General features: G+C 70.1%; 12 protein-coding genes. 7 read left to right on the top strand and 5 right to left on the bottom strand.

Annotated features, from left to right (window positions below; translation table 11 throughout):
* The first annotated feature begins 429 nt into the window (after positions 1–429).
* Genes AB0L71_RS31730 through AB0L71_RS31715 form a run of 4 tightly spaced genes read left to right on the top strand, consistent with a single transcriptional unit; the run spans position 430 to position 4,701 of the window.
* Entirely contained in the window at positions 430–3,243 is a 2,814-nt protein-coding gene (locus AB0L71_RS31730) for a nitrate- and nitrite sensing domain-containing protein (protein WP_365249867.1), read from the top strand.
* Positions 3,240–3,683, top strand: a complete 444-nt coding sequence (locus AB0L71_RS31725; RefSeq protein ID WP_365249864.1) for a roadblock/LC7 domain-containing protein — start codon at positions 3,240–3,242, stop codon at positions 3,681–3,683. The genes AB0L71_RS31730 and AB0L71_RS31725 overlap by 4 nt, the downstream gene beginning before the upstream one ends.
* 9 nt (positions 3,684–3,692) lie before the next feature.
* Positions 3,693–4,115 carry a DUF742 domain-containing protein gene (locus tag AB0L71_RS31720; protein ID WP_365249861.1) on the top strand — a complete coding sequence of 141 codons (423 nt, stop codon included), beginning with the start codon at positions 3,693–3,695 and terminating at the stop codon, positions 4,113–4,115.
* Positions 4,096–4,701 (top strand): ATP/GTP-binding protein, encoded by a 606-nt coding sequence (locus AB0L71_RS31715; RefSeq protein ID WP_365249858.1) that lies wholly within the window; start codon positions 4,096–4,098, stop codon positions 4,699–4,701. The genes AB0L71_RS31720 and AB0L71_RS31715 overlap by 20 nt, the downstream gene beginning before the upstream one ends.
* Positions 4,702–4,797: 96 nt before the next feature.
* Here the strand turns inward: AB0L71_RS31715 and AB0L71_RS31710 are convergent, their stop codons facing one another.
* Together AB0L71_RS31710 and AB0L71_RS31705 are read right to left on the bottom strand one after the other, a co-directional pair.
* Complete coding sequence (locus AB0L71_RS31710) at positions 4,798–5,145, bottom strand: DUF962 domain-containing protein (RefSeq protein WP_365249855.1); 348 nt, start codon at positions 5,143–5,145, stop codon at positions 4,798–4,800.
* Between the two features lie 179 nt (positions 5,146–5,324).
* Positions 5,325–6,131 (bottom strand): M15 family metallopeptidase, encoded by an 807-nt coding sequence (locus tag AB0L71_RS31705; protein WP_365249852.1) that lies wholly within the window; start codon positions 6,129–6,131, stop codon positions 5,325–5,327.
* 137 nt (positions 6,132–6,268) lie between these two features.
* Here AB0L71_RS31705 and AB0L71_RS31700 point away from each other — a divergent pair, with 137 nt between their 5' ends.
* Positions 6,269–6,730: an NUDIX domain-containing protein gene (locus tag AB0L71_RS31700; protein WP_365249901.1), complete on the top strand. Its 462-nt coding sequence runs from the start codon at positions 6,269–6,271 to the stop codon at positions 6,728–6,730.
* Positions 6,731–6,828: 98 nt separating this feature from the next.
* Here the strand turns inward: AB0L71_RS31700 and AB0L71_RS31695 are convergent, their stop codons facing one another.
* Complete coding sequence (locus AB0L71_RS31695; protein ID WP_365249849.1) at positions 6,829–9,180, bottom strand: glycoside hydrolase family 31 protein; 2,352 nt, start codon at positions 9,178–9,180, stop codon at positions 6,829–6,831.
* Between the two features lie 220 nt (positions 9,181–9,400).
* Here AB0L71_RS31695 and AB0L71_RS31690 point away from each other — a divergent pair, with 220 nt between their 5' ends.
* Together AB0L71_RS31690 and AB0L71_RS31685 are read left to right on the top strand one after the other, a co-directional pair.
* Complete coding sequence (locus AB0L71_RS31690) at positions 9,401–11,377, top strand: acetoacetate--CoA ligase (RefSeq protein ID WP_365249846.1); 1,977 nt, start codon at positions 9,401–9,403, stop codon at positions 11,375–11,377.
* A gap of 139 nt (positions 11,378–11,516) precedes the next feature.
* A complete protein-coding gene (locus AB0L71_RS31685) occupies positions 11,517–12,380 on the top strand; it encodes a hypothetical protein (protein WP_365249899.1) in 864 nt (287 codons plus the stop codon).
* A 54-nt stretch (positions 12,381–12,434) separates the two neighbouring features.
* On the opposite strand, the gene ptsP is transcribed toward AB0L71_RS31685, so the two are convergent.
* Positions 12,435–14,105 carry a phosphoenolpyruvate--protein phosphotransferase gene (gene ptsP / locus AB0L71_RS31680; protein ID WP_365249843.1) on the bottom strand — a complete coding sequence of 557 codons (1,671 nt, stop codon included), beginning with the start codon at positions 14,103–14,105 and terminating at the stop codon, positions 12,435–12,437.
* 76 nt (positions 14,106–14,181) lie between these two features.
* On the bottom strand, positions 14,182–14,631 hold the full coding sequence (locus AB0L71_RS31675; protein ID WP_365249840.1) for a PTS glucose transporter subunit IIA: 450 nt from the start codon (positions 14,629–14,631) through the stop codon (positions 14,182–14,184).
* Positions 14,632–15,072 lie beyond the last annotated feature (441 nt).

The following is a 15,072-nucleotide window of genomic DNA, read 5'->3' as shown; positions in this document are numbered from 1 at the left end:
CCGGGCTCCGACGCTCTTGTGCAACCAAGGACTCTCAACTCCCCACCCATGTCGGACTTCAGGGTTGCTGCCCGCACACGTCGTTCCCACACGGGCGAATCGGGCGGTTCCATCCCCAGCCCATCCCGTGTTCCCTCCGACTCGTACAGAGAGACGAGTGGCCGGCCGCGAAGATTCCCCCGGTTCGCTACTGAACGAAGAATTCCAGCCAACTGCCCTGCTGTACAAGATGATGCTCTGACAGGTCTCTTCTGTCACTTTCGCGAATTTCCGTGCCCAGATTACCGGGAGAACTCGTGATCGTCGCCGGATAGTGCGGCCGAAAATCGTCCGGGCATCCCTTCGGGTTGTCTCCTGGTCGGTAGTAGGCTCGCGCCGTTTGTTGACGGAACACGACCCCTGACCCGCGGGGTCGGGCTGGGGGAGGCCATGCGCTTTCGCGGAAGGTCCATCCGCAGGAAGATCGTGGCGCTTCTGATCGTGCCGCTCGTATCCCTCACCGGACTCTGGGGTTTCGCCACGTTCCTGACGGGGCGCGAGGCCGGACGGCTGCTGAGCGCGAGCACCATCGTGGAGAAGGTCGGGCACCCCTTGGAGGACACGGTCCGTGCCCTTCAGGACGAGCGGCGTCAGACCGCTGCCTTCCTCGCCGACCCCAGGGCTTCCAGCGCTCTGCCTCTGCTGGAACGCCGGCGCTCGGACACCGATCGTGTCCTGGCTGATGTCAGGGACAGCGCACAGCAGAAGGACATCCGCGATGCGTTGCGGCCCGAGGACGCAACGCAACTCAACGCCGTACTCGGTACGGTCGAGGGGCTCGGGGCGCTCCGCGATTCGGTCGGCGGACGCACCATCGACCGCTTCAAGGCGATGGAGTTCTACAACCGTCTCATAGATCCCTGCTACCGCTTTCTGACCGGTCTCCGCACGATGGAGAACGTATCGATGGACAAGCAGGTCAGAGCGCTGGCCGGAATCTCACGAGCCCGTGAAATGCTCTCCAGGGAAGACGCCCTGGTCGCCTCGTCCCTCATTGCCGGACGGCTCACCGCCCCCGAACTCCGCCAGACCTCCGACCTCGTGGCCAAACGCGAGTTGCTCTATGAGATCAACGGCGAGATGCTCCCCGCCTCGGAGCGCCGACACGTGGAACAGTACTGGGCGGGCCCGGACAGCGAGGGCCTGCGGACCGCGGAGAAGACGCTGATCAACCGTGGCCCCACCAGCGACCCGCAGCCGGTGGACGCCGAGCGCTGGCAGGAGGTGGCCCCTCCGGTCCTGGACCGACTGGCCGACGACTCCACCGAGATGAACAACCGCTTCCAGGACCGCGGCAAGCCCGCCGGTTACAGCGTGCTGGTCAAGGCAGGGATCGCGGGCGTCCTCGGATTCCTCGCCCTGCTCGCCTCGGTGTTCGTCTCCGTGCGCATCGGCCGCGAGCTCGTCCGTGACCTGTCCCGGCTCCGGAAGGACGCCCAGGAGGTCTCCGGCGTACGGCTGCCGAGCGTGATGCGCCGGCTGGCCGCAGGGGAACAGATCGACGTCGAGACCGAGGCACCGCGCCTCCAGTACCAGCAGGACGAGATCGGTCAGGTCGGCCAGGCCCTCAACACCCTGCAACGGGCCGCTGTCGAAGCCGCGGTCAAACAGGCGGACATGCGGCGGGGGGTGTCCGAGGTCTTCGTCAATCTCGCCCGCCGCAACCAGGTCCTGCTGCACCGGCAGTTGACACTCCTCGACACCATGGAACGCCGCACCGAGGACACCGACGGACTGGCCGACCTCTTCCGCCTCGATCATCTGACCACCCGCATGCGGCGCCACGCAGAGGGGCTGGTGATCCTCTCCGGCGCCGCTCCGTCCCGGCAGTGGCGCAAACCGGTCCAGCTGATGGACGTGGTCCGGGCGGCAGTTGCCGAGGTCGAGGACTACGAACGGATCGAGGTCCGTCGACTGCCCCGCATCGGCGTGGGCGGCTCCGCCGTCGCCGACCTCACCCATCTGATCGCCGAACTCCTGGAGAACGCCACCGTGTTCTCGCCGCCGCACACCGCGGTCCAGGTGCTCGGCGAGCGCGTCACCAACGGCTTCACCCTCGAGATCCACGACCGCGGCCTGGGGATGGCTCCCGACGTCCTGCTCGACGCGAACCTGAGACTCGCAGAGACCCCCGAGTTCGAACTCTCCGACACCGACCGGCTCGGTCTCTTCGTGGTCAGTCGCCTCGCTCAGCGGCAGAACGTCCGTGTCTCGCTGCAGACGTCTCCGTACGGCGGCACGACCGCCGTCGTCTTCATCCCGGGGGCGGTGCTCACCGAGGCCCCGGAGACGAACGGCTCCGGATTCCGCCTCGACCGAAGCCCGAAGAAGGCGATCGGCGGCGCGAGAGCGGCCGGAAACGGCGACGGCCGCGGGGACGGCGCGCGGGACCGCCGGGCCGCCGACAGCTCCGCAGGGCTGGCGCCGGTCCCCACCGGTCTCGTGGACCCAGCCGTCCTGGACGGCCCCGTCGAGCTCGAAGCGCCCGTCGGGGACGAGGACTTCGAGAGCGGCCCGGGGCCCGATCCCCTGCTCCGCCCTCTGCTGGGCGGCGCCACGGACACCGGCGAGAGCGAGCGCGAACCCGGCAGCATCCTCCGCGCCCGTGACCTGCGGCGCGACAGCGACCACGACCAGCACCCGCAGGTGTCCGACCGGACCGGGAATCTTGCGACCGGTGTCCGTGTGATGCGTCCCGGCGGCCGGGAGCCGCTGCCCCGCCGCAAACCGCCCACCCTGGTCGCCGACAACGGCCGCAGGGTCGACGGAGCATCCCGCGCCCCACGCACGACCGTCGCCCACGACGCATCTGCGGGTCGGGCGGGCGCCGACGCTCCCGCCACCGACAGCGGGACCAGGCCGACCGACAAGGGGAGGGGACCATCGGCGGCCGGCCCCGCCGCACCGGCCGAACCCGTGGTGCGGGAAGCGCCCGGTGCGCCGGCGCAGACGGTGGACGGTCTGCCGCGGCGCGTCCGGCAGGCCAGCCTCGTCCCACAGCTTCGCGAGGTCTCCGGCGACCGCGGCGCGGAACCGGCCGGAACGGAACCGGACCGGGACTTCGAGCGTGACGCGGACGAGGTACGCAGTCGAATGGCATCGCTCCAACGTGGCTGGGAGCGCGGCCGACGGCAGAACGCCGAGGACGTGACCGGTCCCGGTGAACCAGCACAAGGAACCACTCCGGGAGGGGACGGTCGATGACCGCACCGAACGCCGCAGCACCCGACGTCGCACGCCGGGGATCCGGCCGGCTCAACTGGCTCCTCGACGAATTCGTCGAGCGCGTGGCCAGTATCCGCAAGGCGCTGGTGCTCTCCAGCGACGGTCTTGCCACCGGCACGTCCAAGGAACTGACCCGGGAGGACAGTGAACATCTGGCGGCCGTCGCCTCCGGATTCCACAGCCTCGCCAAGGGCGTGGGACGCCACTTCGACGCAGGCCGGGTCCGTCAGACCGTGGTCGAACTCGACGAGGCGTTCCTCTTCGTCACGGCGGCCGGTGACGGCAGCTGTCTCGCCGTGCTGGCCGATGCGGACTCCGACGTCGGCCAGGTGGCGTACGAGATGACGCTGATGGTCAAGCGGGTCGGGGCCCACCTGGTCAACGCCCCTCGGACGACCGGTCCTTCCACCGGGGGGTGAGCCGACGGCATGAGCGCTGACTCCTCCAGTCCTCCGGCAACGCCCCCGGACCCGCAGCCACCGCATTGGTACGACGCCGAAGCGGGTCCTGTGGTCCGTCCGTACGCCATGACCCGGGGCCGCACCAGCAGCGCCACCCGTCATCGGCTCGACCTGATCGCGCTCGTCGTCCCGGAGCCCGCTGCCGACGACCCGGGTGGGGACGAGATGCTCTCCCCGGAGCACGTCGAGATCGTGGAACTCTGCAGCGACATGCCCCAGTCGATCGCCGAGCTCGCGGCCGGCCTGGATCTCCCCGTCGGAGTGGTCCGGGTGCTGGTCGGCGATCTCGTCGAGGACGAGCTGGTGCACGTGACCCGTCCCGTTCCGCCGGCCGAGCTGCCGGACGTGAGCATTCTTCGCGAGGTGATCAATGGCCTTCGGGCGCTCTAGCCGCACCAGGCGGCCCGTCGAGCCCGTCACCCTGAAACTCCTCGTTGCGGGGGGCTTCGGAGCCGGCAAGACGACTCTGGTGGGTGCGGTCAGCGAGATCAGGCCGCTGCGTACCGAGGAGGTGCTCAGCGAGGAGGGCCGTCCGGTGGACGACCTGGCCGGTGTGGAAGCGAAGACCACCACCACGGTGGCCATGGATTTCGGCCGGATCACCCTCCGCGAGGACCTGGTGCTGTACCTGTTCGGCACCCCCGGGCAGGAACGTTTCTGGTTCCTTTGGGACGAACTGGCCCAGGGCGCGCTGGGGGCGGTCGTGCTGGCGGACACGCGGAGGCTGGAGGACTGCTTCGCGGCGGTCGACTACTTCGAGCGCCGCGCGATTCCGTTCGTTGTCGCCGTCAACTGCTTCGAGGGAGCCGCCCGGTTCCCCGCCGGCACGGTGCGGGCGGCACTCGACCTCGACCCCGAGGTGCCGGTGCTGATGTGCGACGCACGCGACCGCTCCTGCGCACGGGACGTACTGGTGGCGGTCGTCGAGCATGCGGCGGCCCGTGCGGAACGTCCCCGCGAACCCGCGATCACCTAGTGCCGCGGCAGGCAACGTTTGCCCCGTCGCGCAAACGTTTCCTGCCGCGGCACTGGCGGACGCATTCCTGATGTTCCGTCCCGAGCGTCTCCCCGGTCAGCGGTGGTCGGCAAGCCACTTGGCGGCGGTCTCCGCCAGCTCCCGGTCGCGGCCGGCCAGCATCATCCGGATCATCCGTACGTCGCCGCGGAGCGACCAGGCGGGATGCCCGAAGGTGGCCGGGTTGTTCTTCTCGATCAGGAAATGCGCGGGCCACGCGGTCCCGTACCCGATCAGCGGCAGCGCCGCGGCGTACCTCTTGCGCCCCCGTGCCAGGCCGTACGCGGTGACCGCGAGACCGGTGAGGGTGCCCGTCAGATGGACCCAGCGGGTGGCGGCCCTGGCGTGCATGGCGACGTAGTACGGCCAGAACTCCTCGTAGGAACCGAACGTCTGCTGTGACATACCGGCACCGTACTGGCTGGACCGGCAACCGGCCATGGTCGATCCGTGTCCAGGCGGAACACGGGCGGAACACGGCCGGCCGGACCTCCGCGGCCGGACACCGCGGGAGGGGGTGAGGCCGCCCGTTTCTCCGTGGCCTCTGGCGCCGAAGGTCCGCGGTCAGCTCGGCCGGAAGCGGTTCAGTGGCCCGCGACGGACCTCTTGGCCACGGGGAAGTCGAAGTAGGTGTCGGGGAACAGTTCGGGCTTGAAGGTGTAGTGCCACCATTCCTCGGCCAGATTCACGAAGCCGACATCGGTGAGGGTTTTCTTGAGGAACTGCCGGTGGGCGCGCTGGGTTCCCTGGATACGCGGGTCATCGGTGTGCGAGAGCGTGTCGAAGCAGTCGAAACCGGTCCCCATGTCCACGGAGTTGTCCGGGAAGCGGTCGGCCTGGGGCGCGTAACAGGGCACCTGCTTCTGGCCCGGCAGGTACGGCCCGGTCGGTGCCGCGGGCAGTTTCACCAGTGTCAGGTCCACCGTGCTGCCTCGGCTGTGCCCGGACTTCTCCGCGATGTAACCGTCCGCGAACAGCCGGGTCTTGTCGACCCGTGGATAGAACTCGCCCTTCATGGTCTCGTCGTCGAGATCCTGCGCCCACCGTACGAAGTGGTCGACCGCGCGCTGCGGCCGGTAGCAGTCGTACACCTTCAGCGAGTAGCCCTGCTTCAACAGCCCGGCCTGCGCCCGGTGCAGGGCTTCGGCCGCGGGCCGGGTCAGGATGCAGAGCGACTGGCGGTAGCCGTCCACCGGTACGCCCATGAAGTTGTGCGCGGTGGGATAGCGCATCTCCTGGATGATCGTGGAATCCACCGAACGCAGCGCGACGAACTCCTCGGGAGCCTTCGGCTCGGGCTTCGCCTCCGCCACGGGGGCGGCGGCGGTGACGGCGAGCAGGGTGGCGGCAGTGGCTGCCAGGACACGGGATACGGAAGCGATTCCTGTCATGAGCACATAATCCAGGAGTGCGGGGCGTCCGGCAGGCGATCGGATACAGTCCGCGCGTGCCCACGCCCACGAGCCACCCCGACAAGCCGGTCAAGGACTCCCACTGCGGCAGCTGCGGAGCCGCCTACCCCGCCTCGATGGTGCCCGCCTCCTGGCCCCGTACCTGCGCCGTCTGCGGAGACACCGCCTACCGCAACCCGTTGCCGGTCGCGGTGGCCCTGCTCCCCGTCACCGACCGGGACGGTACCGGACTCGTCGTGATCACCCGCACCATCGCGCCCCACCCCGGTGGCGTGGCCCTGCCCGGTGGGTTCATCGAGCACGACGAGGACTGGAGACACGCAGTGGTGCGCGAACTGCGGGAGGAGACCGGCATCGAGGCGGACGAACGGGACGTCCGCCTCGCCGACGCCCTCAGCTCCCCGGACGGCCACCTGCTCCTCTTCGGTCTGCTCCCGGAGCGTCGTGCCGCAGACCTCCCGCCGCCGGCGCCGACCGATGAAACCCTCGGCCATCACCTGCTCCGCGCACCCGCGGAGCTCGCCTTCCCCCTGCACACCCGGGCCGCCCGCACCTGGTTCGAGGGCGGGTACCACTGACCGGGCCAGGCGCCCCTCGCAGCACCCCCGCCCACGACCGCGGTACCCCCGCCCCGACCGCGCACGGGTCCCGGTCGCCCCCGTGCGGACCCCGGCGACTACAACCCCCGTACCCGCACCCGAAGATCCAACGGCTTCTCCACGCCCTCCCGCTCCACCAGGACCTTCCCTCCCGCCAGCCGCGACGTGTACCGCTCGACCTCGGCCCGCTCCCAGCCGTCACCCGCATCCCGGACCATCAGTCCGCCCCCGCCGCGCCCGGGGGTCGGAGCCCACACCTCCAGCTCCACCGCTCCGTCCGCACCCCGCACCGGCACCACCGCACCCGCTCTCGCCAGCACCGGCACCCGTGACAGAGGGGCGTCGAGCAACACCTGACCCGGGCCCTCGTACACCTCGCCGGTGGCCGTGTCGTACCAACGCCCCCGCGGCAACGGCACCACCCGGCGGTCCGCACCGCTCTCCAGCACCGGCGCCACCAGCAACGCGTCACCCAGCAAGAACGCGTCCTCGCACGCACGCAACGCCCGCTCGCCGGGCGCATCCCACCACAGCGGCCGCACATACGGCGCACCGGTCAGCCGGGCCACATGCGCCAGCGTCACGAAGTACGGGCGGAGCCGCTCCCGTTCCTCCGACGCGGCCCGCGCATGGGCGAGCACCTCCGGTCCGAACTCCCACGGCTCCCGCCGCCCCGCGTCGATCGCCGCGTGGGTACGGAACAACGGCAGATACGCCCCCAGCTGGTACCACCGCAGATACAACTCCGGCGACGGCGACCCGTCGAAACCGCCCACGTCCGGCCCCGAATACGGAACACCGCACAGACCCAGCCCCAACACCAGCGCCAGCGAGGCCCGCAGCCCCGGCCAGCCGGTCTCCACATCACCGGACCAGGTGCCGCCGTACCGCTGCATCCCCGCCCAACCGGAACGCGAGAACAGAAAGGGACGGGTACCGGGCCGCAGCCGGCGAAGCCCCTCGTACCCGGCACGCGCCATCGCCAGCCCGTACACGTTGTGGGCCTCGCGGTGATCGCCCCCGCGGCCCTCGAGCGAGTGCCGCGCCGACCGGGGCAGCGTCGGATCCCCGAACGCCGCGAAGGAAACCGGCTCGTTCATGTCGTGCCAGACACCGGAGAACCCCAGCGCAAGCCGCTCCTGGTACAGACCGCCCCACCACTCCCGCACCTGCGGATCGGTGAAGTCCGGATACACGCACTCACCCGGCCACACCTCCCCGCGCACCGTCCGCCCCCGCGCGTCCCGGACGAACGCACCGTCGCCGCCGACCGCCGCACCCGAATCGAACACGGAGTACCCCGGCTCCGCCTTGACCGCGGGATCGACGATCGACACCAGCCGCACCCCCTCCTCCCGCAACTCCTCCGCCAGCCCCGGCAGATCCGGAAAGCGGGCACGGTCGACCGTGAACACCCGGTGCGCGTCGTAGTGATCGATGTCCAGGTGCACCGCCGACAGGGGAAGTCCCCGCTCCCGGTACCCGGCAACGATCCGCCGCACCTCCCGCTCGCTCCCGAACCCCCAACGGGCATGCTGGGGTCCCAGCGCCCAGGACGGCGGCAGCGCGGGTGCACCCGTGAGCGCCGTCCACCCCTGCAGCACCCGGGCCGGCGTACCGGCCAGCACCCAGCAGCGCAGCGGGCCTCCGTCCAACCGCACCTCACACGTCCCCGGACGGTCATGACCGGACCCGGCCCCCTCCTCGCCCTCACGCAGCCTCACCCGGCCCGACCAGGTGTTGTCGTGGAACACCAGATGCGTCCCCGCATCCGCGACCACCACCTGCACCGGCATCGTCAGATACAGCGGATCGTCCCCGGGTCCGAAGCGTCCACCCGGATCGGTGTTCCACAGCCCGTACACCCCGTCCCGCAGCCGCGGTCCCGACGCCCGTCCACCGAGCCCGAAGAAGCGGGCGTCCGCCGGCACCTCGGAACGCTGCACCCATCGAGGGGCGCCACCCGCCACCGGCTCCCACCAGAGCGGCGGCAACTCGCGTCGGAGCACCACCCCGCCGGGAGTACGCAGTTCCACGCCGCCGTGCCGTGACACCACAACGGTCAGCCGCTCCGAGACCACCTGCCAGCCACCGTCCTTGTCCGGTTCCAGCCGGGCCCGCGGATCCACCTCGGGCGCCGCCCCGTCCAGTGCGTACGACGGCAACGGCCCCGCCCCGTCCCAGCCCCAGAACACCGAACCGCCCACCGCCACCCGGATCAGCAGCTCCGAGCGCGCGAAGCGCACCACCCCACCGCCCGGCCCCGGCTCCGCCCCCACCACGAGTCCCGGCGCCCTCGCCCGCTCCGCACCGGGCCGCCGCAACGCCCGTGCGTCCGCGGCGCGACGCCGCAGCGAGGACCGCAGCACCCGCAGTCCCCGCACCGATCCGACCATCCTCACCGAGCGCACGAGGTCACGACCGTTCATGCAGCTCACCCTGCCACTCGGCAGGGCGTGCGCGGGCCCCGTTCAACATCCGTTCACCTGTGGCCCGACCACATACCGGGACACGCGACCATGGTGAGCGAACCCTGGTGCGAAGGGCGATCCCATGGCATCGTCCGTAAAGCCGCCCCGCGCACGCCCCCGCACGTGCGCGTGCCACCCACGCCCATCCCGCGTACCCGTACAGCCAGGGAGCCGACCCATGACCGCAGCAGCCGACGAATCCCCCCTCTGGCAGCCCGGCCCCGACCGCATCGCGGCCGCGGCCGTCACCCGCTTCCAGAACTGGGCGGCCGGAACGTACGGAGCCCCGGCCGACGGGGGATACCCGGCGCTGCACCGCTGGTCGGTCGAGCAGCTGGACACCTTCTGGCAGGCCGTCGCCGACTGGTTCGACGTACGGTTCTCCACCCCGTACGAGGCCGTCATCGGCGACCGCACCATGCCCGGTGCCCAGTGGTTCCCCGGCGCCACCCTCAACTACGCCGAACACGCCCTGCGCACCGCCGAGGACCCCCTGCGCGCAGACACCCCCGCCCTGGTTTACGTCGACGAGACCCACACCCAGGTCCCCCTCTCGTGGTCCGAACTCCGGCGCAGAGTCGGCTCCCTGGCCGCCGAGCTCCGCGCCCTCGGTGTCACACCGGGCGACCGCGTCAGCGCCTACCTCCCGAACATCCCCCAGGCCGTCGTCGCCTTCCTCGCAACCGCGGCCGTCGGCGCCGTCTGGACCTCCTGCGCCCCCGACTTCGGCGCCCGCAGCGTCCTCGACCGCTTCCAGCAGGTCGAACCGGTCGTCCTCTTCGCCGTCGACGGCTACCGCTACGGAGGCAAGGAACACGACCGCGCCGACACCGTCGCCGAACTCCGCCGCGAACTCCCCACTCTGCGCGCCGTGGTCCACATCCCGCTGCTGGGATCCGAGGCGCCGGAAGGCGCGCTCGACTGGTCCGCCCTCACCTCCGCGGACACCGACCCCGTCTTCGAACAGGTCCCCTTCGACCATCCGCTGTGGGTGCTCTACTCCTCGGGTACCACCGGCCTCCCCAAGGCGATCGTCCAGTCCCAGGGCGGCATCCTGCTGGAACACTTCAAGCAGATCGGTCTGCACTGCGACCTCGGTCCCGACGACCGGTTCTTCTGGTACACCTCCACCGGCTGGATGATGTGGAACTTCCTCGTCTCCGGCCTGCTCACCGGGACCACGCTCGTGCTGTACGACGGAAGCCCGGGCTTTCCGGACACCGGTGCCCAGTGGCGTGTCGTCGAACAGACCGGAGCGACGTTCTTCGGTACCTCCGCCGCCTACGTCATGGCCTGCCGCAAGGCGGAAGTCCACCCGGGCCGGGACTTCGACCTCTCCCGCGTGCAGTGCGTCGCCACCACCGGCTCCCCGCTCCCGCCCGACGGATTCCGCTGGCTCCACGACGAGGTGGACAACGACCTCTGGATCGCCTCCGTCAGCGGCGGCACGGACGTCTGCAGCTGCTTCGCGGGCGCGGTCCCCACCCTCCCCGTCCACATCGGCGAGCTCCAGGCCCCGTGCCTCGGCACGGACCTCCAGTCCTGGGATCCCGCGGGCAAGGCCCTCGTCGACGAGGTCGGCGAACTCGTCGTCACCGCACCCCTGCCCTCCATGCCGATCCGCTTCTGGAACGACCCCGACGGCCGCCGCTACCACGACAGTTACTTCGACATGTACCCCGGCGTCTGGCGCCACGGCGACTGGATCACGATCACCGGACGCGGCTCGGTGGTCATCCACGGCCGTTCCGACTCCACCCTCAACCGACAGGGTGTCCGGATGGGTTCCGCCGACATCTACGAAGCAGTGGAGCGGCTCCCCGAAATCCGTGAGTCCCTCGTCATCGGCATCGAGGAGCCCGACGGCGGGTACTGGATGCCCCTTTTCGTCCACCTCGCGGACGGCGCCGTGCTCGACGACGACCTGCGCAACAGCATCAAGCGGACCATCCGCGAGAACCTCTCCCCACGCCACGTCCCGGACGAGGTGATCGAAGTCCCCGGCATTCCGCACACCCTCACCGGCAAGCGGATCGAGGTTCCGGTCAAACGCCTCCTGCAAGGCACGGCCCTGGCCAAGGCGGTCAATCCCGGTTCGATCGACAATCTCGAACTCCTCCACTTCTACGAGGATCTCGCGCGCAAGCGTCACTGACCGTCCGCGTTGTCCGACCCCCTGCTTACTCTGAGTGAGCAATGATCGACAGCGCACTGGGGGAGTCATGACGCACCGCAGGAAGACCGAGCAGCCCGGACACGGCGGGACCGGCCAACACAGCCGGTCCCGCACATCCATGCGACGTTCGCTGCGCCGCGAAGCACCCAGCACCGTCGGCCTCCTGGCCGACGAGCAGGACTTCGCGGCGATGCAGTGCTATCGGACCTTCACCTTCGACGACCACACCGACTATCTGCAGCAGGTCGAGAGCCTGCTCAAGGCCTACGCCGCCCAGGGCATGCACGCCACGGTCGCCCTGTTCGACCCGGAGGAGTACGCGCTGTTCTGTGCCGAGTCGGGAATCGCACCCGACGCTCCTGCCAGCCGCAGCCGGTTCACCGCCGAGATCGCCTCGGCCGGAGCCACCGTCGCGTACACCGGGCAGTCCATCGACACCCTCATCCCGCTCCTGGTCGGCCGAGCCGTGCGTCAGGCCACCTGGGAGTACGCCACGATGACGCTGGCAGACCTCGGCGCATGCGCGGACTGCGGCCAGGACATCGGTCGCGCCGCCTTCGACCGGGCCTCCCACCTGCTGCTGCGCATGCTGGAAGCAGCGGGCTCGGGTACCCACCACCTCGTGTGCAGCACCCCCGCGGAGCATGAGCATCTGCTCGCCGTCCTGAACACCGAGCGCGGCACCACGGGACCCGTCCACCTCGAACCGACGGAGGGAACCGAGTTCGTCACGGTGCTCGCCGTCGGCATCGCACTCGACAAACCCGGGGGAGTCGTCCTGCGCACGAGCAACCCCGGTACGCGGGACCGGGTCCACGGCTGGCGACTGGCCCGCGGCAGTCTGGTCCCGCTCACCGCCGGTGAGGTGTTCAGCGCCTACTGCACCGACGCGGACACCGGCGAACCGGTGGCCCCCGAGTCGCGTGTGGAGTACTGCGCGGGCTTCGACCTCGGCGCGGACGAACCGGAGGAGCACCGCTGAGATGCCGAAGGGGCTCCCTGTGCCGGGAGCCCCTTCGCCACAGACACCGCAGGCCTACTCGCCCGACAGCACCGCCTGGGCCGCCACCCGCGCCTCTTCGGCGGAGTCCGCCGCACGCGCGGCGGAAGCGGCGCGCTCGCACTGAGCGAGGGTGTGCTTCGCCAGCGTGGCGCGGACATAGGGAATGGATGCGGCGCCCATCGACAACGACGTCACACCCAGCCCCGTCAGGACACAGGCGAGCAAGGGATCGGAGGCGGCTTCACCACAGACACCACAGCTCTTGCCCTCGGCCTTGGCCGCCTCCGCGGACAGTGCCACCAGGTCGAGCAGTGCAGGCTGCCAGGGATCCTGCAGCCGGGAGACCGCGCCCACCTGACGGTCGGCAGCAAAGGTGTACTGGGCCAGGTCGTTGGTGCCCAGCGAAAGGAACTCCACCTCCTGCAGGATCGAGCGCGCCCGCAACGCGGCGGACGGAATCTCCACCATCGCACCGAACTTCGCGTGCAACCCGGCCTCACGGCAGGCGTCGGCAAAGGCCTTCGCATCGGTACGGTCCGCCACCATCGGGGCCATGACCTCGAGGTAGACAGGCAGTCCTTCGGCCGCCTTCGCCAGCGAGGTCAGCTGGGTCTTCAACACCTCGGGGTGATCCAGCAGGCTCCGCAGCCCCCGCACACCCAGCGCCGGATTCGGCTCGTCCGCGGGCGTCAGGAAGTCCAGCGGCTTGTCGGCACCGGCATCCAGCACCCGCACCACGACACGCCCCTCGGGGAACGCCTCCAGCACCGCCCGGTACGCCGCGACCTGCTTCTCCTCGGACGGCGCCTGCTTGCTGTCGTCCAGGAACAGGAACTCCGTACGGAACAGGCCCACGCCCTCGGCACCGGCCTCGACCGCCGCCGGCACGTCGCCCGGCCCTCCGATGTTGGCGAGCAGCGGGACCTTGTGACCGTCGGAGGTGGCCCCGGGGCCGGTCGAAGCGGCCAGCGCGGCCTTGCGCGCGGCAGCCGCGCTCTCCATTTCCGCACGCTTCTCGGCGCTGGGCCGGACGAAGATCTCACCGGTGCTGCCGTCCACCGCGACGACCGTGCCCTCGGCCAGTTCACCGGCGCCGGGGAGCGCCACCACGGCAGGTACCCCGAGCGCCCGCGCAAGGATCGCGGTGTGACTGGTCGGACCGCCCTCCTCGGTGACGAAGCCGAGAACCAGAGCCGGGTCGAGCAGCGCGGTGTCGGCAGGCGCAAGATCCCGTGCGATCAGCACATAGGGCTCGTCGCTGTCCGGCACACCCGGCATCGGCACACCGAGCAGGCGGGCGACGATCCGGTTCCGCACGTCGTCGAGGTCGGCGACCCGGCCCGCCAGGTACTCACCGGCGTTGGCGAGCAGGGCCCGGTAGGCGGCGAACGCGTCGTAGACAGCGCGCTCGGCGGTGCTGCCGACGGCGATACGACGTTCCACATCGGCCATCAGTTCGGGGTCCTGCGCCATCATGGCCTGCGCCTCGAGCACGTGCTGTGCCTCGCCGCCGGCCAGATTGCCCCGCGCGATCAGGTCGGCCGCCACGGCTTCCACGGCCTGGCGAGCACGCCCCTGCTCGCGCTCCGCCTCCTCGGCCGGGATCTGCTTGGCCGGCGGTTCGAGCACGGCCGTACCCATGTGCCGGACCTCGCCGATCGCCACTCCGTGGCTCACACCGACGCCTCGCAGTGTTGTCTCCATGTCACCCGTCTCCGGTCGTGCGGAGGCCGGTGCCTCCGCGGTGGATATCCAGTCGGCGGTCATTGCGCCGAGTCCGTCACTGCCAGCCGAACAACGTGTCCCCGGTCTTCACGTCGCCGTCCTCGCGGACCTCGGAGAGCGAGTCGGCGGTGGCCTCCAGGGCCACGATCGGGCAGACCGGAGACTTGCCGGCCGCTTCCACGCCCGCAGGGTCCCACCGCACGATGCCCTGACCGCGCGTGACCGTGTCCCCCTTGTTCACGAGCAGCTCGAAACCTTCGCCATTGAGCTGCACGGTGTCGATGCCCAGGTGCACGAGAACACCGTGCCCGCCCTCGTCCACGACGACGAACGCGTGCGGGTGGAGGGAGACGACGATGCCGTCGACCGGTGAAACGGCCTCGGAAGGCTCGCGAACGGGATCGACGGCAGTTCCGGGACCCACCATCGAGCCGGAGAAGACCGGGTCCGGCACCGCGGCGAGCCCGATGGCACGTCCGGCAAGAGGGGACGTCACAGTGGTCATGGAGAACCTCCCAGTGGTCGAACTCGAGCGGCGCCGTCACAGCTTGTGGGTGACGGAGTACTGATCAGCAGCGTAAGTCATAAGAAGTTACGGTTCCGCCTGAGACCTTCCGGTTCGCGACCTCAGGAGGCACCGGAAACGATTTGCCTCGCCTCCCGGCAGCCTGTAGTCTCTTACATCTGCCTGGCCCCACCGTGACCTTGAGTCGGGGACGGCGGCGACTCACAAGCCCAGACCCAAACCCGGATCGGCACCTGCATGCCTGCAGGAGGTTGGTCAAGGGAAAAGGAAAAGCCTGATAGAGTCGGACTCGCGGAAAGGGAAATCGCGAAAGCGAGGAACCGGGAGGCGGAAAATGATTGACCCGCTTCGACCGGGAATCGGACACGAAAGAGTCTGATAGAGTCGGAAACGCAAGACCGAAGGGAAAAGCCCGGAGGA

This window comes from Streptomyces sp. NPDC052052 (genome assembly GCF_040680455.1).
Taxonomy (GTDB): domain Bacteria; phylum Actinomycetota; class Actinomycetes; order Streptomycetales; family Streptomycetaceae; genus Streptomyces.
The sequence above is the reverse complement of the archived record's forward strand: the minus strand, read 5'-3'. Positions and strand labels throughout refer to the sequence as shown.